The organism is Halomonas sp. AOP43-D1-4 (assembly GCF_052446175.1).
GTDB classification, from domain to species: domain Bacteria; phylum Pseudomonadota; class Gammaproteobacteria; order Pseudomonadales; family Halomonadaceae; genus Vreelandella; species Vreelandella citrativorans.
Map to the genome: position 1 here is coordinate 1 of NZ_JBQSVY010000021.1, position 17,596 is coordinate 17,596.

The 17,596-nt window shown below is 53.2% G+C and carries 19 protein-coding genes; 5 read left to right on the top strand and 14 right to left on the bottom strand.

Annotated features, from left to right (window positions below):
* The 4 genes from ACT3RQ_RS16540 to ACT3RQ_RS16555 form a co-directional block, all read right to left on the bottom strand.
* On the bottom strand, positions 1-732 hold a 732-nt coding region (locus tag ACT3RQ_RS16540), incomplete at its 3' end, for a beta-eliminating lyase-related protein (protein WP_444680909.1).
* 44 nt (positions 733-776) lie between these two features.
* Positions 777-1,445 carry a hypothetical protein gene (locus ACT3RQ_RS16545; protein ID WP_444680910.1) on the bottom strand — a complete coding sequence of 223 codons (669 nt, stop codon included), beginning with the start codon at positions 1,443-1,445 and terminating at the stop codon, positions 777-779.
* 809 nt (positions 1,446-2,254) lie between these two features.
* On the bottom strand, positions 2,255-4,834 hold the full coding sequence (locus ACT3RQ_RS16550) for an ABC transporter permease (RefSeq protein WP_444680911.1): 2,580 nt from the start codon (positions 4,832-4,834) through the stop codon (positions 2,255-2,257).
* Complete coding sequence (locus ACT3RQ_RS16555; RefSeq protein WP_444680912.1) at positions 4,831-5,667, bottom strand: ABC transporter ATP-binding protein; 837 nt, start codon at positions 5,665-5,667, stop codon at positions 4,831-4,833. Before ACT3RQ_RS16555 ends, ACT3RQ_RS16550 begins: the two co-directional genes overlap by 4 nt.
* Here ACT3RQ_RS16555 and ACT3RQ_RS16560 point away from each other — a divergent pair.
* The gene (locus tag ACT3RQ_RS16560; protein ID WP_444680913.1) at positions 5,666-6,337 is read left to right on the top strand and encodes an arylesterase; all 672 of its coding nucleotides are present in this window, start codon (positions 5,666-5,668) and stop codon (positions 6,335-6,337) included. The two genes, ACT3RQ_RS16555 and ACT3RQ_RS16560, sit on opposite strands and share 2 nt — an antisense overlap.
* Positions 6,338-6,477: 140 nt before the next feature.
* Here the strand turns inward: ACT3RQ_RS16560 and ACT3RQ_RS16565 are convergent, their stop codons facing one another.
* Entirely contained in the window at positions 6,478-7,365 is an 888-nt protein-coding gene (locus ACT3RQ_RS16565; protein WP_444640773.1) for a DMT family transporter, read from the bottom strand.
* Positions 7,362-7,631 (bottom strand): SelT/SelW/SelH family protein, encoded by a 270-nt coding sequence (locus ACT3RQ_RS16570; protein ID WP_287077975.1) that lies wholly within the window; start codon positions 7,629-7,631, stop codon positions 7,362-7,364. The genes ACT3RQ_RS16565 and ACT3RQ_RS16570 overlap by 4 nt, the downstream gene beginning before the upstream one ends.
* Before the next feature lie 82 nt (positions 7,632-7,713).
* On the opposite strand from ACT3RQ_RS16570, the gene ACT3RQ_RS16575 reads away from it, so the two are divergent.
* The 3 genes from ACT3RQ_RS16575 (at position 7,714) to ettA (ending at position 11,379) form a co-directional block, all read left to right on the top strand.
* Complete coding sequence (locus ACT3RQ_RS16575; RefSeq protein WP_444640771.1) at positions 7,714-9,027, top strand: MFS transporter; 1,314 nt, start codon at positions 7,714-7,716, stop codon at positions 9,025-9,027.
* 291 nt (positions 9,028-9,318) lie between these two features.
* Positions 9,319-9,525: a PA3496 family putative envelope integrity protein gene (locus tag ACT3RQ_RS16580; protein WP_172116110.1), complete on the top strand. Its 207-nt coding sequence runs from the start codon at positions 9,319-9,321 to the stop codon at positions 9,523-9,525.
* Positions 9,526-9,717: 192 nt separating this feature from the next.
* Complete coding sequence (gene ettA, locus ACT3RQ_RS16585; RefSeq protein WP_444640769.1) at positions 9,718-11,379, top strand: energy-dependent translational throttle protein EttA; 1,662 nt, start codon at positions 9,718-9,720, stop codon at positions 11,377-11,379.
* A 151-nt stretch (positions 11,380-11,530) separates the two neighbouring features.
* Here ettA and ACT3RQ_RS16590 read toward each other — a convergent pair whose 3' ends face one another.
* From ACT3RQ_RS16590 to phaR, 7 genes are all read right to left on the bottom strand, one after another.
* The gene (locus ACT3RQ_RS16590) at positions 11,531-11,689 is read right to left on the bottom strand and encodes a DUF1328 domain-containing protein (RefSeq protein ID WP_018918588.1); all 159 of its coding nucleotides are present in this window, start codon (positions 11,687-11,689) and stop codon (positions 11,531-11,533) included.
* Positions 11,690-11,857: 168 nt separating this feature from the next.
* A complete protein-coding gene (gene coq7, locus ACT3RQ_RS16595) occupies positions 11,858-12,499 on the bottom strand; it encodes a 2-polyprenyl-3-methyl-6-methoxy-1,4-benzoquinone monooxygenase (RefSeq protein ID WP_444680914.1) in 642 nt (213 codons plus the stop codon).
* Positions 12,500-12,564: 65 nt separating this feature from the next.
* Positions 12,565-12,906: a histidine triad nucleotide-binding protein gene (locus tag ACT3RQ_RS16600; protein ID WP_172116107.1), complete on the bottom strand. Its 342-nt coding sequence runs from the start codon at positions 12,904-12,906 to the stop codon at positions 12,565-12,567.
* A gap of 51 nt (positions 12,907-12,957) precedes the next feature.
* On the bottom strand, positions 12,958-13,830 hold the full coding sequence (locus ACT3RQ_RS16605) for a phosphoribulokinase (RefSeq protein WP_172116106.1): 873 nt from the start codon (positions 13,828-13,830) through the stop codon (positions 12,958-12,960).
* Complete coding sequence (locus ACT3RQ_RS16610) at positions 13,830-14,270, bottom strand: acyl-CoA thioesterase (RefSeq protein WP_444680915.1); 441 nt, start codon at positions 14,268-14,270, stop codon at positions 13,830-13,832. The genes ACT3RQ_RS16605 and ACT3RQ_RS16610 overlap by 1 nt, the downstream gene beginning before the upstream one ends.
* Positions 14,271-14,332: 62 nt before the next feature.
* Positions 14,333-15,619 (bottom strand): phosphoribosylamine--glycine ligase, encoded by a 1,287-nt coding sequence (gene purD / locus ACT3RQ_RS16615; RefSeq protein ID WP_444640764.1) that lies wholly within the window; start codon positions 15,617-15,619, stop codon positions 14,333-14,335.
* 67 nt (positions 15,620-15,686) lie between these two features.
* Positions 15,687-16,148, bottom strand: a complete 462-nt coding sequence (gene phaR, locus ACT3RQ_RS16620) for a polyhydroxyalkanoate synthesis repressor PhaR (protein WP_444629730.1) — start codon at positions 16,146-16,148, stop codon at positions 15,687-15,689.
* 132 nt (positions 16,149-16,280) lie between these two features.
* Between phaR and ACT3RQ_RS16625 the strand changes: the two genes are divergently transcribed.
* On the top strand, positions 16,281-16,994 hold the full coding sequence (locus tag ACT3RQ_RS16625; protein WP_444640762.1) for a 16S rRNA (uracil(1498)-N(3))-methyltransferase: 714 nt from the start codon (positions 16,281-16,283) through the stop codon (positions 16,992-16,994).
* A 10-nt stretch (positions 16,995-17,004) separates the two neighbouring features.
* Here the strand turns inward: ACT3RQ_RS16625 and rloA3 are convergent, their stop codons facing one another.
* Complete coding sequence (rloA3, locus tag ACT3RQ_RS16630) at positions 17,005-17,556, bottom strand: retropepsin-like aspartic peptidase RloA3 (RefSeq protein ID WP_172116101.1); 552 nt, start codon at positions 17,554-17,556, stop codon at positions 17,005-17,007.
* Between the last annotated feature and the right edge of the window lie 40 nt (positions 17,557-17,596).

Genomic DNA, 17,596 nt, shown 5'->3' on the forward strand with positions numbered 1-17,596 from the left:
CACAAGATCGGGCTTAATGGCGAGACACTCTTCCATCACTCGTCGAGTATTATAAACGTGACCGTCAAATGTGCAGTTAGTCAAATCGACGACACGAACACGGTCCAACTTTCCTTCCGCTTTTAATGCCAACAGCGCTTGTTTGATGGTTCGTAACGGAACAGCGCCATACATCGAATACTCTTTCATGGGAAAAGCTTCGACATAATAGGGCAGTAATCCGCCTAGCACAGCGCCATAGTGATGTGACTTATGGCAATTGCGGTCAACAATAATGATGTCGCCTGGTTGGGCAACGGCCATGAGTACTATTTTGTTTGAGGTGCTGGTGCCATTCGTGATGAAGTAACAGTGATCCGCCCCAAACGCTCTTGCTGCCTTTTCTTGTGCGCGCTTAATATTACCGGTTGGCTCTAGCAAACTATCTAAACCGCCTATTGTTGCCGACGATTCAGCTAAAAACAGGTTGCGCCCATAAAACTGCCCCATGTCGCGAATCCAATCGGAGTGAAACACCGATTTACCTCGTGCAATGGGTAACGCATGGAAAGTGCTAACAGGACGTTGGGCATAACGTTTTAAATTGTCGAAAAAGGGCGTTTCATAGCGAACGCGCACGCCTTCAAGAATGGCTAGATGTAACTCAATAGGCTCTTCGACCGCATAAAGAACGCGACGTATACAGATTGAACGAGGGTCGCTTGCAATATTTTGGGGACGTTGATCCGACATCAGATAGATATCAAGCTCAGGCCGGTGTGTTGACAACGTTGTTGCTAACTGAATCGCGCCAAATGATCGTCATCCTCATGTATATTGAGGTCTGACATCATTCTTTCTAGCTGCGGTACAGGCTGGTGGCTCGCAAAATCAAACCCGTCAAAAATAGCGACTGCACAGATATTACTATTTACCGCGATAGCACAAAATGCGTCTTGAAAATTATTGACAACGAGTGGCTCGTAAATAAACTCATCTTCTTTTTGGCGCTGGCTGCGCATCAGCCTGATATTACGATTGATGAGATCGCCGTTGTCAGGCGCTACCACTAAAACTTCAAAATAGGGGCGTTCCGCTGTCGTTGTGGGCGATGTATTCCGGTCAATATCTTTTTCAGTGTGAGGTAAAACCTCCCATTCGTGGGGGTCTTCTTTGTAATATCGAGCTAAAATTGAAAAAGAGATCCGCCCGACTAACGCGTTAAATGCTTCCTTTTGGTCGGTCTCTATATAAGCCGCCAGCGCTTCTATTAATTGCGCGCCTGGGTAGGCATGGAGCATTTCGATAGCGCGCAATTGATCAAACACACCTTTCACTTGATCGACACTCGCTTTTCCTGATGACCACTTTCGTGCTACCGCGAGTAACTCGCGCCAGTGATCTGATCGCAGCCCACTCAGTGTAAAAATTTGATCAATATTTGAGTATGTAACATCAGTATGCATTTTCTAGTCCCCTTACTGGCTTTCCTTGAGGTATTGATACACTTCGTGCCTTGGGTGCACTAGAAAAGCTGTGACCCGTCAGAATAAGAAATCTTTTAACAAGACAAACACTGTCATCTAAAAACTTTACTCTAACTTATCAACCACTTAACGACCTGATAACTCTTCAAACAAGGCCAGTCTTCTTTTTGGGTACGTAAATTAATATATTCTTGTTTTTAATACGCTTCAGCTACCAGCTCATGCCATTAATAAAAATTAGAAAATTCTCACATTTATCTAAAAGTAAACGATATTTTTAATTTTCGCAAACTCTCTTAAGCACTGTAAAAAACAGTCACTGCAGTGGTTGAATAACGTCGAACATCTACTCGAATAGTAACATTACTATCCTAATAAAAGATAAGGTGATCACAACAGAATAGCTTTCAGATTGAATTTAAAAAGAAATTTTCCAGTCTGGCACTGGATCAAGACCACACTGATTATTGCTCATGTGACTCGCTGGGTGTCATAAAAGCACTGAGTAGTTAGTTCAACCCTGGGAGGCCGGTGGCCTCCTTCGCCGATGTGTCGGACCACCAGTGGAACAGGGCTCCCACAATGTTTAACCAAGCCCTGGGATTTGATGGACTGATACCTTCCATGTTTGCCCGATTTTGAGGCTTGATAAACGGGCTTCCACAGGGATGGCAAGGCATTGAGAGTTGAGGAGCCAATGAACATTGCAGGAGCAGGCTTCAGCCAGCGACGGGGTTGGTTTAACCCAGGAGGCCTAAGGCCTCCCAAGCTTTTCCTACAAGATTACGTCATGCTTCACCCAAAAGCCCCAGGCTTGCTGCAGGCGCCTGGCGGCGTAGCCCACGCGATAATGCATGGCCGATAAATCCGATCAGTAGCGCGCCTCCAATGGGTAACGCTAACCATAAGGTGAGGTGAAAGCGCGGCGGTAGCTCTAGCCAGTAGAGATAGAGTGCGGAGGTCGCGACTTCGGCCAGTGCAGCGCCCATTAAACCGCTGGTAAAACCCAACAGGGCATACTCAGCCCCTTGGACGCGGGAAATCATTCGCTGACCTGCTCCAAAGACACGCAGTAGGCCACTTTCATGGGCGCGTACCGGCTGGCTTGCGGTCAAGGCAGCATAGAGCACGCTGACACCCGCCAACAACACCAGTACCAGTACAAGCTCGATGGCACGCGTTACCTGAGTTAGCACATCACGTACCTGGCCTAAAATGGCATCAACGTTTATTAACGATACACCGGGGAAGTCGCTCACCAGTTGGCGAATTAGGTCTTGCTCCTCGTCAGGCAGATGAAACGCAGTGATATAGCTATGTCCAAACGACTCCAACACGCCCGGCGGGAAAATCAAAAAGAAGTTGGGCTTAAAAGTGTCCCAATTGAGGCTGCGCACGCTGGTGATACGTGTTATCAGCTCATCACCGCCCACAGAGAAGGTGAGCGTATCATTGAGTGATAGTCCCAGCCGGTCCGCCAGGCCTTCTTCAATGGAAACAGGCACAGTATCGGCAGATACTGCATCAACCGCGCCTAGCCAGCCTTGTGGTTTATAAACGGAAAGCTCATCAACGGGTGCTTCACTTGTGAACCACTCCCCCGCCACTATCTGGTTATCTTCCGGTAGTTCGGCCTGCCAGGTCAGGTTCAGTTCGCGGCGCAGAGAGCCGTCACCTCTGGCATCCTCAGGTACCGCTTCCATGGGAGGCTGCTGATTAATAGCGGTAATACGCCCACGCACCATGGGATACAGCGTGCTTTGAGTATCAATACGGGGCGCTACGGCTTGCTCAAAGGGGTCACGTTCATCAGGCTGGATATTAATGGCGAAGTAGTTGGGCATGTCATCGGGCAACTGGGCCTGCCAGGTTGAAAGCAGGTCACCACGCACCAGAACGATCATCGCCATGGCAAAGAACGTGACAGAGAATGCCAGTAGTTGGCCCACGCCTGCCTGACGGCGACGCGCCAGTTGGCGCCCGCCTAGGCGCAGCGCCTGCACCCACTCGCTTGTACCCGTTAGCTTTTTTATGCCGTAAAGAATGCTATTGAGTAGCAGCGCGCTGATGCCCCAAAGCGCACTAAGCATGATGCCTCCCCCCAATAGCAGGGCGACCGCCAAAGGCGCACTACCGGAATAGAGCCATAGCAGGCCGCCAAATACGACAGCGGCAACACCGGCTACCCACCAGGCGGCAGGAGGCAAAGGGTCCAACTCTCGACGCAGCACTTTCAGCGCACTGACCTGTTTGATGCGTAATAGCGTTGGCCCGGCAAACCCTACCAGCACCGCCATCGCCGTTAATACGCCTAGCCATATCGGCATAATGCCCGGCGGCGGTAGCGTAATAGGTAAAAAGCTGGCCAAAAGATGTAGCAACAGCGCCTGTCCAGCTACGCCGAGCAGTGCGCCAAGCAAGGACGCCGCCAACGCCAGCCCGATAAGCTGTAGGCTAAACAGCATGACAAGCTGTTGCTGGCTAGCGCCAAAGCAGCGGAGCAATGCTGCCGTGTCCAGATGGCGCTCAACATAGCGCTTTGCTGACATGGCGACCGCGACCCCGGCCAGCAGTACGGCGGCAAGCCCTGCCAACCCTAGGTAGCTGTCTGCGCGTTGCAGTGCGTTACCTAATTGCGGCCGGTCCACTCGAACATCACGCACCTCGCCCCCTTGCTGGCGCAACTCGGCGAGTAACGCCTGCACGTTGTCGATCGCCTGGGGAGGCCCGGCCGCCAATAATTCGAACTCGACACGCGAGCCCTCCTGAACAAGACCGGTTGCTTCCAGGTCCGCCGTATTGAGCATCAAGCGGGGATTAAAATTACTAAAGCCAGCGGATTGATCCGCTTCACGTTCGATAATCCCGCTGATGGTTAACTCGGTTCGCCCTACCTGTACACGGTCGCCAAGCTCTATCTCGATCAGCTGTGCTAAGCGCGGGTCTGCCCATGCCTGGCCCGCTGGCGGCCCGAAAGCTACCTGCTCGGCCCCCTCCCCTAAATCGACACGCGATACACCATAGTGCGGGTACACGTCATCCACAGCTTTGAGGCTAGCTGGTTGAAAACGATCCCCTAAGCTGATCATGGAGACCAGCCCAACCTGGTCGCTTAGCGTAAAGCCTGCCTCTTCCAGCGTCGTGCGTAGCGCTTCTGAAAAAGGAGTGCGCTGCTCCAATACGATATCCCCTCCCAGCATTTGCCCAGCCTGGCGCTCAAGGCCGCGCTCTAACCGGTCGAGAAAAAAAGCGATCATGGTGGAGGCAGCAACCGCCAGCACAAGGGCGACAAAGAGCGCACGAACATCCGCCGAGCGTAAGTCACGCCTTAAGCTTCTGGCGGCCAGCCGCCATGGCATATCGCTCATTGCCCCTCTCCTGCCACACTGGATTCAGCAGGTACATCAGCAGGTACAAAGGGGATTAGTTGCCCTTGGGTTAATTGCAGGCATCGATCACAGCGGCGTGCCAAAGCGTGGTCGTGGGTGACCAGGATAAGCGTTGTTCCAACCTCGTGATTTAAGGTAAACAGCAGGTCGATCACCTGAGCGCCGGTATCAGGGTCGAGGTTGCCGGTCGGCTCATCCGCAAACACCAGTTCAGGGTCGGTGACAAACGCCCGGGCAATCGCTACCCGCTGCTGCTCGCCGCCTGAAAGCTGCTTGGGTAGATGGTCTACGCGTTCACCCAACCCCACTTTAGCAAGCCATGTTTGGGCAATATGGTCTTCTCCGGCACGCGGTGAAAGCTCCAAAGGCAGTAACACATTCTCTAGCGCGCTTAAGGTGGGTAGCAGCTGAAAGTTCTGGAACACAAAGCCCACGCGCCCAGCTCTTAACGCCGCGCGGCCATCCTCATCCAAACGGCTCAGCGCCTTCCCAAACAGCGTGAGTTCGCCATCGCTGGGAGTATCCAACCCGGCGAGCAGGCCTAGCAGCGTTGATTTTCCAGCCCCGCTTTTACCTAAAATGGCGACGCTTTCCCCGGCTGCTACGCTTAACGACAGTTGATCCAGAATAGTTAGCGTGCGCTCGCCACTGGTCACTTTCTTCGATAGCATTTCTGCATGCAGCACAGGCCGACCCAATGCAGCATGGGGAACCTTGTTCTGCGCAATACCGTCAGTAATAGATTGGCTGTCTGCTTGTGGCGACGCATCAGCGCTGGGCGAGTATGCAGCTTTATCTGAGGAGTAAGGCATGAAGCGAGGCATCCCTGTGGCATGGCAAAAATGTAACGGTATGGTAAAAGGCTATCTGGTGGTTCTAATAATCACCTTAAGCATTCCTGCGCTCAACGCAAGTGAGCCTCCCACCATACTCATTATGGGGGATAGCCTGAGTGCTGCTTATGGTATTGAGCATGAACAAGGCTGGGTTCCGCTGCTGGAAGAGCGTCTAGGCGGCCAAGCGGACGTGGTCAATGCCAGTATTAGCGGCGAAACCACCTCAGGTGGATTACAGCGGTTTAGCGCCATTTTGGAGAAACAACAGCCTGATATCGTGCTATTGGAGCTGGGTGGCAACGATGGTTTGCGTGGCCTTGCGCCCAATCAGATGCGTTCTAACCTGGCCAGTATGATTGAGCAAAGCCAGGAGGTTGATGCTCAGGTGCTGCTGTTAGGTATCGATATTCCCCCCAACTATGGCCAGGCCTACCGGGATGCCTTTACCGGCGTTTACTACTCCCTGGCCGAAGAGTATGACGTGCCGCTGTTGCCGTTTTTATTAGAGGGCGTGGCACTTAACGAACAGCTTATGCAGGAGGATGGCATCCACCCTACGGCCGAGGCACAGCCAATGATTCTGGATAACGTGTGGCCTGAGCTTGAACCGCTTTTGGGCGGTGGTTATCAGGCATCGGCCAACTGATCACAAATGGTCTTCGCCGCCCAAGGTTGAGGCAAGGAAAGCTACGCTGGCCACAGAGGCTCCGACACATAGAGCGGCTTGATGGCGCATCATGCTTTTCCTGTACCCAACCCATGCGCAGCGGGCGATAAAAATGGGACTTATTGCTCGACAGCAACAGGCTTCACCTGAAGCTGCTGAAGTGCCAACCCTAATAAAATCAATCCCAATCCAATAAACGTAGAGAAAAGCAGAGGCTCATCAACCACTAAATAAAGCAGCATCAGCGAAACCGGAGGCGAAAGAAAAATCAGGGTCGAGACTTTTGCTGTGCGCGAAACCTTATGAACGGCCATTTGCCACAGGACAAACGCGATTCCCATTTCGAACAGTCCAACATAGACCCCAGCACCAACACCTTTCCAGCCATGCCATTGAAGCCCAGGCCCCATAAGCAATAAAACGGTTAACACCGGTAGTCCAACGGTGAAGTTCTGCCACTGCCCGACTATAGGCTTGCGACGATCACGTGCGTTAAGCAACCAGTAAAGCGCCCATAACAGAGTCGATGAAAGCGCGAACAGCACGCCAACAGGGTCCGCAAACGACACATTGAGTACCGCGCCCCGTGTCGCAATTACCCATACGCCCGCATAGGCCACCACACCTGCCAAAATATCCACCCGGGTTAACCGCTGCCCCAGTATGGGAACCGCCAGGAATGCCATCGCTAGCGCCCATGTATAATTAAGCGCCATCGCTTCCTGGCCAGGCAGGCGATCATAAGCAGCAAACAGCACCAGGTAGTAAGCCACGGGATTCATGATCCCCGCCCATAAGGCGGTTCTCCATCCGCTGGTTAACGCCTGCCTCATAGCACCTTGTTTAAGCACCAGAGCGCCCATTAAAAGCCAGGAAACCAACGCCGCAAGCCACATTAATTCAACCGGCCCCATCAAACCCAGGCCGACTTTAAAAGCAGTCGCCACCGTTGACCACAGCGCCACAGCACCTAGCCCGTAAAGAATAGCCTGACGATCCTGGTTCATCGGTCGATATGCCCCAGGTCACGGTGCGGTTCGATCTGGTCGCGAACGCGCTGTTTCAGCACTTTGCTGTCCGGAAAGCCACTATCACGCTTGCGTTCCCAAATTAAGGTGTCATCACACCAAATTTCAAAGGTACCGCCATGCGCAGGTGCAAGGGCCACCTCATCTAAATCCTCCCCGAAAGTGGAGAGTAGCTCCTGAGCGTACCAGGCACTGCGTAAAAGCCATTGGCATTGCGTGCAATAGCGAATCTGGATCCGTGACACTTTCGGTCTCCTTACCCATATAATGGTGGCATTCTGTCGCTGCATTTTGTCATTCCAGGAGTATAACCGCCAAGGAGCTGTCATGGCTGGACCCAATATTTCTCAAGCGCGTGTTTTTGAGTGGCTAACGGGCGATGAGGACAGCCGACTCTGTGCTGATATTCCGGAGCAGGCCTGCGCCGAACAACCACGTAATTTTTTCCTGCACTTATGGGCCTCCCTGGGGAATAAGCTTGCTGACGAGCTATCCAGCGCACGCTTGGTGCTTCCCTGGCTAATGGGGATTATCGGCGCACCCATCTGGATGGTGGGACTGTTGGTGCCTATTCGTGAGTCTGGTGCCCTGTTACCCCAGATATTCGTGGCGGGCTTTATTCGTCTAAAACCCAAACGTAAAGGCGTTTGGGTTTTAGGTGCGCTGTTCCAGGCACTTGCCGCATTTGCACTTGCTGTCTTGGCACTTGTGGGGAGCGGAAGCTTGGGTGGCGCTGCGGTGTTAGCTGTACTTGTGCTGCTCTCCTTGGCACGCGGGCTTTCATCAATTGCCAGCAAAGATGTCATGGGCAAAACCATTGCCAAACGCCGCCGAGGCGCCCTGATGGGGTGGAGCGGTAGCCTAGCGGGCGGCGCAACCCTGGCGGCGGGTGGCGTGCTGATGTTGCTGGGTAATCAACCAGGCAACCTCGCCCTGGCGGTACTCTTAAGCGTTGCCGCCTTCAGTTGGCTACTAAACGCGCTCTGTGTTGCACGTATTAAAGAAGTACCAGGTGCAGTGGAAGGCGGAGAGAGCGCTTGGGACAGCATCAAGCTTGGCTTATCGCTCTTAAAAAAGGATCGCACGTTTCTACATTTCAATGTTGCCAGAGCATTGCTACTCTCCAGCGCACTGGCGCTACCCTACATTGCGCTACTCGGCCAGCAGCAAAGCGGCTCTGATTTGGGTGGGCTTGGTCTGCTTGTAGTGGTATCGGGTCTTGCAGCAATGGTGGCAAGCCCTATCTGGGGTAAATTAGCCGACCAATCCAGCCGCCGTGTAATGCGTAATGCGGCTATTGGCACCGTTACTTGCTGTTTACTAGGCGCTGGCTTGGCCTGGCTACCCGGTGCCTGGACTCAGAGTGTTTGGCCATATGCCCTGGTGTATGCGTTGCTGGTGATCGTCCATCACGGTGTCCGCCTAGGGCGCAAAACCTATATTGTAGATATGGCGAGTCAGGATGACAGGGCTCTGTATGTTGCTCTTTCCAATACCTTAACCGGCCTGCTCATGCTCGTCGTCGGCGGCGTTATTGGCGGGCTGGCCCAATGGCTAGGTAGTGCGGCGTTGCTGTTGCTTTTGGCACTTACGGCGGCTGGGGCGGTGCTTAGCGCGCTGAAACTGCCCGAGGTGGAATAACAGACATGATTGCAATGCAACGCTCTCCACAACACCCGTTTTTGATGAAACAGACCAGCTGATGTATTTCATCGGCGTACAAAAAGATGTTCCTGAGCGCGTGGAAGCACAACTGGCTTTAGCTGAAGCTGAATGACAACGCAGTGATAACACCGCCCATAAAGCACAGGACTCATTAATTAACGCCAACACTTGACCTTCAGCCCATGTAGCGCTATATAGCGGCTAGGCGCTTCTTTCAAACGAAGCCATCGTGACGCCGGCCTGCCGGCCTGGGTTGGAGGGCATACCATGAGCCGTGACCCCTTAAATCGTGAGAACTACTCAGCAGAAAACCTTGAAGCTGACGAATTCGATAATCTTGATGCCGTAAACGATGATCAATACGGCAAGCATAAGCCAAGCAAAACCGACTCGTTACGCGCCCGCCGACAGGTGGAAGCGTGGCTTGAAGAGCGTCGTTTACAGCGTGCCATTGAAGATGATTGGGATGCGTAAATAGCTCCTTTAAGTGGGCAGCGAGCCAGTTGCCCTCTTCGTCACCATCCAACACATCACAAAATCCACGCTTTCTTTTTATAGCCATTGGATGTTGCCCGGTGGCCTCCTCTGGCCTTTCCAAGCACAGAGCACTATCATCTGAGGCTACTCAGCACGTTGCTGTCTCATTCATCAACCTAACGGATTTCCATGGCGCAATACGTATTCACCATGAACCGGGTTGGCAAAGTTGTGCCACCCAAAAAACAAATTCTCAAGGATATTTCGCTATCGTTTTTCCCGGGCGCCAAAATCGGCGTTTTGGGTTTAAACGGTGCCGGTAAATCCACACTGCTGCGCATTATGGCGGGTGTCGATAAAGAGTTTGAGGGTGAAGCTCGTCCGATGCCGGGTATCAATGTCGGTTATCTCCCCCAAGAACCGCAGCTTGATGATGAGAAAAATGTCCGCGACACCGTTGAAGAAGCACTAGGCGCTATCAAGGAAGCGCAGGAGAAGCTGGACGCTGTCTATGCTGCCTACGCTGAGCCTGATGCCGACTTCGATGCACTGGCAAGCGAGCAAGCACGCCTTGAAAACATCATTGAAGCCGCCGATGCCCACAACCTTGAGCGTAAGCTTGAGGTCGCTGCCGAAGCGCTTCGCTTGCCACCGTGGGATGCCAAAGTAGGCAACCTTTCAGGTGGTGAACGGCGCCGTGTCGCGCTTTGTCGCCTACTGCTTTCAAGCCCGGACATGCTGCTTCTGGATGAGCCAACCAACCACCTGGACGCCGAATCGGTTGCCTGGCTGGAGCGCTTCCTGCATGACTATAACGGCACCGTTGTGGCGATTACCCACGACCGTTACTTCCTGGACAACGTAGCGGGCTGGATTCTGGAGCTCGACCGTGGCCAAGGCATCCCGTTTGAAGGCAACTACTCTCAGTGGCTAGAGCAAAAAGAGCACCGCCTGACCCAGGAAGCCAAGCAGGAAGCATCGCGGCAAAAAGCCATCAAGCAAGAGCTTGAGTGGGTGCGTAGTAACGCTAAAGGTCGTCAGGCCAAAAGCAAAGCGCGCCTTAACCGCTTTGAAGAAATGCAGTCTGGCGACTTCCAGAAACGCAATGAAACCAACGAGATCTATATTCCGCCTGGCCCGCGCCTGGGTGATAAGGTCATCGAGTTTCATAATGTCTCCAAGCGCTTTGAAGACAAGCTGCTTTATGAAGATCTTTCCTTCACTATTCCCCAAGGTGCGATTGTTGGCATCGTCGGCGGAAACGGTGCGGGTAAATCGACCCTGTTTAAACTCATCACCGGCAAAGAACAGCCAGATACGGGTGAAGTGATCATAGGGGACACGGTTGAGATCGCTTACGTTGAGCAGTTACGTGATGCGCTTGATGACAAGCAGACGGTTTGGCAGGCGGTGTCTGGCGAGCAGGACATTCTCAACATCAACGGCTACGAAGTGTCCTCACGTGCCTACGTTGGTCGCTTTAACTTTAAAGGTAATGACCAGCAGAAGCGCCTGGATGAACTGTCCGGCGGTGAGCGTGGACGCTTGCAGCTTGCTCAAACGCTCAAACAGGGCGCCAACGTACTCCTGCTGGATGAGCCATCTAACGACCTTGATATTGAGACACTGCGTGCGCTTGAAGAAGCCCTTCTTGCCTTCCCGGGCTGCGCCATGGTGATTTCTCATGATCGCTGGTTCCTGGATCGTATTGCCACGCACATTCTGGCGTTTGAAGGTGATTCTGAAGTCGTCTTCTTCGACGGTAACTATACCGACTATGAAGACGATCATAAAAAGCGGGTAGGTAACGATACGCCCAAGCGCATGAAGTACAAGCGTATTGATGCCTGATTTTTAGCGTTCCATACCCGGTAACAGTACGGTTGACCCGTATGCAAAAAGCCCCAAACGGGGCTTTTTGTTTAGCTGGTTCTATCCAAAGTCTTTATAAAAAGTCTTTATGAAAAGCCTTTATGAAAGGTCTCTATAAGTAGCCCTTATGCTAACGGCGTCGCCCTGTAAAGAGCGATACCACAAACAGGATGAGAAACAGAACGAATAGAATTTGCGCGATGGTTGATGCAACCCCCGCGATCCCCGAAAAACCGAGCACACCGGCGATAATCGCAATAATCAAAAACAGCATCGCATTGCCTAGCATCGTCTTTCTCCTTTTCCCTGGTGACGCTTTTCTGCTTTAGAAAACGCACGCTACCTTACGTACGATGAGCGTTGACCTGATTAAGCGTTGGCGATAACTCGTCATTCGTCAAGAAATTAAGGCGAATTTGCTTTCCTTGCTGATGCTTTTCATTCTCGATGCCGGTATTCAGAAATAGTAGGCGCCTTTAGTGGCACCTTGAGCGATAAACCGTAGCCCCCATTTAATCGGCGCAGGGAAACGCAGTCCCCCCGCCTCTATCGCTAAATGCGCCTGGTGCGCTTCATCCGCAGCCATCTGACGAAGCAGCGCATGCGAGCGCTGATCGTCTGCCATTAGCCTGGCCTGCTGCTCTTCAAAGTGTTTACCTGAAAGCTCGCAGGTAGCGGCAATCATACCAAGGCTTAGACGCTCGCTGGTTAACCCAGAGATAGCCCCAACCCCAAATGCAGCGGTATAGAAAAAGGGCGTAAAGTAGCTGGTGCGACTATTCAGTTGCGCCAGCCGCTCTTCACACCACGCCAAGTGATCAAACGCCTCCGCAGCGGATTGCACCATTTGCGTACGCGCGTGGGGAAGCGCTGCGGTAATACTCTGGCCCTGATACAGCGCCTGATTCGATACACCAATCACATGATTAACACGCATCAGGCCTGCGGTATGACGTCGTTGGTGGCCATCAAACACTCTATCTGCAAGTTGACTGGCGGGGTGGTTACGCTGTGATGTAGCGGCGCGAGGCATTAGCGACCGTAACGCTGTATCAAACTGATGAATTAAGCAATCAGACCGACTAAGCTGGCGCTTCATGGCTTACTCCGCTTAACAGCAAACTGTCTTAAAGACTGTCTTAAAGGTATTTTGAAGGCCGTATGTTAGCCCGCAGGCCACGTAAACTGACGGCCACCTAATAAATGCATGTGTATGTGGTAGACCGTCTGACCGCCCTTTTCGTTGCAATTCATCACAACACGATAACCGTCTTCGGCAAAGCCCTGCTGCTTGGCAAGCCTAGCAGCTGTGAACTGCAAACGGCCGACCAGCTCAAGATCACCTTCTTCAATGTCATTTAAAGTGGCGATGTGCTTTTTGGGAATAATTAGCTGATGAGTGGGCGCCATAGGGCTAATGTCGTTAAAGGCGAGAACGTGCTCGTCTTCATAAACGATATCAGCCGGGATCTCACGATTGATGATTTTGCAGAATAAACACTCCATACCCACTCCTTGTTATCGTTGCAGCTTGTCGCCCGGCATTTGCAAACGCGGTTAGCGAAAGCGGCGCTGGGATAATAAATGGCGCACGAGGGGTGCCAAAATCAGTTCCATGGCTAATGACATGCGCGCGCCAGGCACGACCAACGTATGTGGCCGCGTCATAAAGGCATCCTTGATCATTGCAAGAAGCCAGGGAAAATCAACGGTTGATGGATCACGAAATCGTATCACCACAAACGACTCAGCATCCGTGGGGATATCCTGCACTTCAAAGGGGTTGGACGTATCGACGGTAGGCACCCGTTGAAAGTTGATATGGGTGCGGGAGAATTGCGGTTGAATATAGCGCACGTAATCGTTCATGCGGCCCAGAATCGTGTCGATCACCGCTTCCTGGGAGTAGCCACGCAGCTTGGTATCACGGTCAATTTTCTGAATCCATTCAAGATTCATGGTCGGCGCAACGCCTACCAACAGATCCACATGGCGAGCAATGTCGTACTCCTGGGTTACCAACCCGCCATGTAAACCTTCATAGAACAACAGGTCGGTGCCACATGGGAGCGACTGCCACTCCGTAAAGGTGCCTACGCGGTACCCCGCTTCGATTTTCTGCTTGTCTTCCGCGTGAATATAGTGCCGAAACGTGCCCGTACCGTGCTCGCCATACTCGGCAAACACCCCTTCAAGGCGGTCAAGCAGGTTGGCTTCGACTGCAAAATGCGAGAGCTCATGCTTACGCTCAGGCTCTTCACGAAACATGCGGTGAAGATCATCGCGTGTATAGCGGTGAAAAGCGTCACCGTCCACCATGGCCGCATGTACATCTTCGCGTAGAAACATGCGCTCAAAGCTTCGTCTTACGGTCGTGGTGCCCGCACCCGAAGAGCCTGTCACGGCGATAATGGGATATTCCCGCGACATTAAGCGCTCCTCGCTTGGGCCAAGGCCTGCTTGATGGGCTCAGGTATCGCAACCGGCCGCCCAGTATTGGCGTCGATGAGCAACTGGTTAACGCGGGCGGACGCCACGATATGTTCACCGTCGCGCTGCAAAATACGCTGGTAAACGGTTAATGCCTTGCCCTGCGGCTCAGGCACCGCCGTTTCAATGATCAACGCATCAGGCCAACGCGCTTCACGTTGATACTGCACGGCCAGGTCGGCCACCACGCTTGGATAGCCGTGCATGTCCCATTCCGATAGCGCCAGGGCGGAAAAAGCGTGAACGCGGGCTTCATGTAATAGCGAAACCACTGTGTCATGACCCAAATGCCGACCGTAATTCATATCGGTTACCCGCACCGTTAGGGGGTGACGATGAATAACCGCGTTGGCGGGAAAATCCAGCGTGACACGTTCCATACCTGTTTCCTTTCGGTGGTGATAAGTGGCCCGCCCCTTGCGCTACGGTATCAACGCGCTTATTACGCTTTTTCTCTCGCAATAGCACGGTAAGCGATATCACGGCGATATTCAGCGCCCTCCCAGCGAATCTCATTGACGCCTTTGTAAGCCTGCTGCTGTGCGCTAAATACACTCTCGCCCAGTGCCGTCACACACAGTACACGACCGCCAGAGGTCGTTACCTCGTTATTCGCGTTCAGCGCAGTGCCCGCATGGAACACCTTGCTGTGCTGCTCGGCTTTTGCCAAACCATCAATGACATCGCCTTTACGGTAGCTGGCTGGATAACCGCCCGCCGCCATGACCACACCCACCGCGGCACGTGAATCCCAATGGCACGTTTTACCGGCCAACTGCCCTTTAGCACCAGCAAGGCAAAGCTCAGCAAAATCAGACGTCAGGCGCATCATGATAGGCTGAGTTTCGGGGTCACCAAAGCGACAGTTATATTCAATCACTTTGGGCTGCCCGGTCTGGTCGATCATCAACCCGGCATACAAAAATCCAGTATAGGCATTGCCTTCAGCGGCCATCCCTTTAACCGTGGGCACGATGACCTGCTCCATGATGCGGGCATCAACGTCTGGCGTAACGACCGGTGCAGGTGAGTAAGCGCCCATGCCGCCGGTATTAGGGCCTGTGTCGCCATCATAGGCGCGCTTGTGGTCTTGGCTGGTGGCCATGGGAACGATGTTTTCGCCATCGACCATGACGATAAAGCTCGCTTCTTCGCCTTCCAGAAACTCTTCAATGACAACGCGAGCACCAGCATCGCCAAAGGCATTGGCTTCGAGCATATCGCGAATAGCGGCTTCGGCCTCCACTTCGCTCATGGCAACGATCACGCCCTTACCTGCCGCCAAGCCATCCGCCTTGATGACGATAGGCGCACCGACCTTGTGTAAATATGCCAACGCAGGCGTTACCGCGGTAAACGTCTGATAAGCCGCTGTTGGAATAGCATGGCGCGCCAGGAAGTCCTTGGTAAACGACTTGGAGCCTTCAAGCTGGGCCGCGGCTTGGGTAGGGCCAAAGATAGTCAGGCCAGCCGCTTGGAAGCGGTCAACGACGCCTTCGACCAGAGGCGCTTCCGGACCGACGACGGTCAAGCCAATACGCTCCTGGAGCGCAAATGCTTCTAACCCGGCCAAGTCGGTGGCCGCAATATCGATATTGGTCAGCTTGTCTTCGGTCGCCGTACCGGCATTGCCGGGCGCTACGAATACCTGCTCAACATTATCAGATTGCGCTAATTTCCACGCCAACGCATGTTCGCGGCCGCCGCCACCTATCATCAAAACCTTCATGTTCTTCCTTCTCGAACGGGAGAGCGATTATGCGCCGCATTATGCCACAAGGTGGCCACTCGTGGCGTTAGGAGGATTTATCCTCATCCTTGTCGCTGGTGGAGGGCGACTGGTTCAAGGTGTTTTGCCAAAAGCGCATATTTTCTTCGGCCAGCTCGCGCATAAACTCCATGGGCGTATGGCGCATGGCCTGCTGCCATTGGCTTTGCAGACGCTTTTGCTGCTCCAGCATAAGCTGCGTGCCTTGCTCCAGATAACGCGCCAGCGGTAAAGGCGACGACATATCATAAACCCGGATGAGCTGCGCCAGCAGGTCGTTAGAGAATACTTCGGCTTCGTTATCCGACTGCTCCTGCTCAATAATGATGGAGAGCAGAATGGTACGCGTCAGGTCTTCACCGCTTTTGGCATCCTCAACCCGAAACGGCGCTTCTTCAATAATAAGATGGCGCAGATCTTCAAGCGTGACATAACGGCTTTGCTGAGTGTCGTACAACCGGCGATTGGCATACTTACGAATTACGCGCACAGCGCATCTCCTTAAACGCGATAGGGGTGTTCCCCAATGCTATTATTGTGCCTGCACCACGCGCCCATGCAAGCCATGTGAGTAGAATATTGCGCAACAGCGTGCCCACCCTTCGACCAATAGATGCCGATTATGAACTTGATTTTGCTTCACCCCAGCGACCTCGACCACCAGGGCCATGCGCGTATAACAGACGCACGCAGATTAGCGCATTTACGCGACATCCATCGCGCTGCCCTCGGTGACCGGTTAACGGTGGGTGTTCAGGGTGGCTTAATGGGAAAAGCACAGCTGGTCGAATTAACCACTGAGCTTGCCGTATTTGCCCTTGACCCGTTAGCAGACGTGCCTCCCCCCGCTCTTCCCGTGCATTTGGTACTCGCGCTACCTCGACCACGCATGCTGGCGCGAACGCTTGAGCATGTGACAGCGCTAGGGGTGAAGGAAATTACTTTACTGCATACCAAGCGCGTAGAGAAAAGCTATTGGCAATCACCAGAGCTTCTTCCCGAGAAAATTCATCAGCACCTGGTGCTGGGTCTGGAGCAATCACGTGATACCCAACTACCGAGCGTGACACTGACCAAAGGCTTTCGGCCCTTTCTTGAAGAGCAACTGCCTGCTTTACTTCGCGGTCGCCGTGGCCTTGTGGCTCACCCGGGCATGCCGATGGCCTGCCCACGTGGCATCAGCGACAATACGCTGCTGTTGGTCGGCCCAGAAGGTGGGTTTATCCCATGGGAAGTTGAGAAACTGCTGGACGCGGGCTGTGAGGGGATGCATCTTGGGCCGCGCATTTTACGCGTTGAAACAGCCGTCACAGCGTTGCTGTCACGGCTGTTTTAGAGCTCAATACCTAGGCTTGCTGGTCTTCTGGATCGTGAGGCACTACCTCAGCATCGTCACTGCAGGATGGCTCTTGCTGGAATGTTTCGCGCACGTCCAGCAAGCCTAAATGGCTGATGGTACGCCGGCCAAGCAGCAGTGGATAATGCATTTCTTCGCGATCACGTAGGCTAAATTGCTCTTCGTAAACCGTATCGCCCATGCACACATTCATTAATACAACGGGGCGCTCATCACGTCCGCCCGCACCGCGCACTGCCAACTCACGATAGAGCGGCCGTTCAAGACGGTCGCTAAACACTTCGTCGTTCTGCTGGTCTGTTAGCTTTAAGCGAAAGCGCACCCACTCCTCGCCCTCTTTCTCAAACACTTCGATATCACGTGCATCCAAAGATGACGTCAGGGCACCACTGTCAAGCTTGGCCTTCACCATAATGCCCCAGGGCTCTATGGTGGCATTTTCAACCCAGCCAAACACTTTATCATCATCGCTTGCCACTGCGCTGGCGGCTAATGCACTTACCAGCACACTACTTAACAGCGTTTTTGCCACAAATCCCATAGCATCATCCTTGGTGAAATAAGTGATTAATCGTTAACTA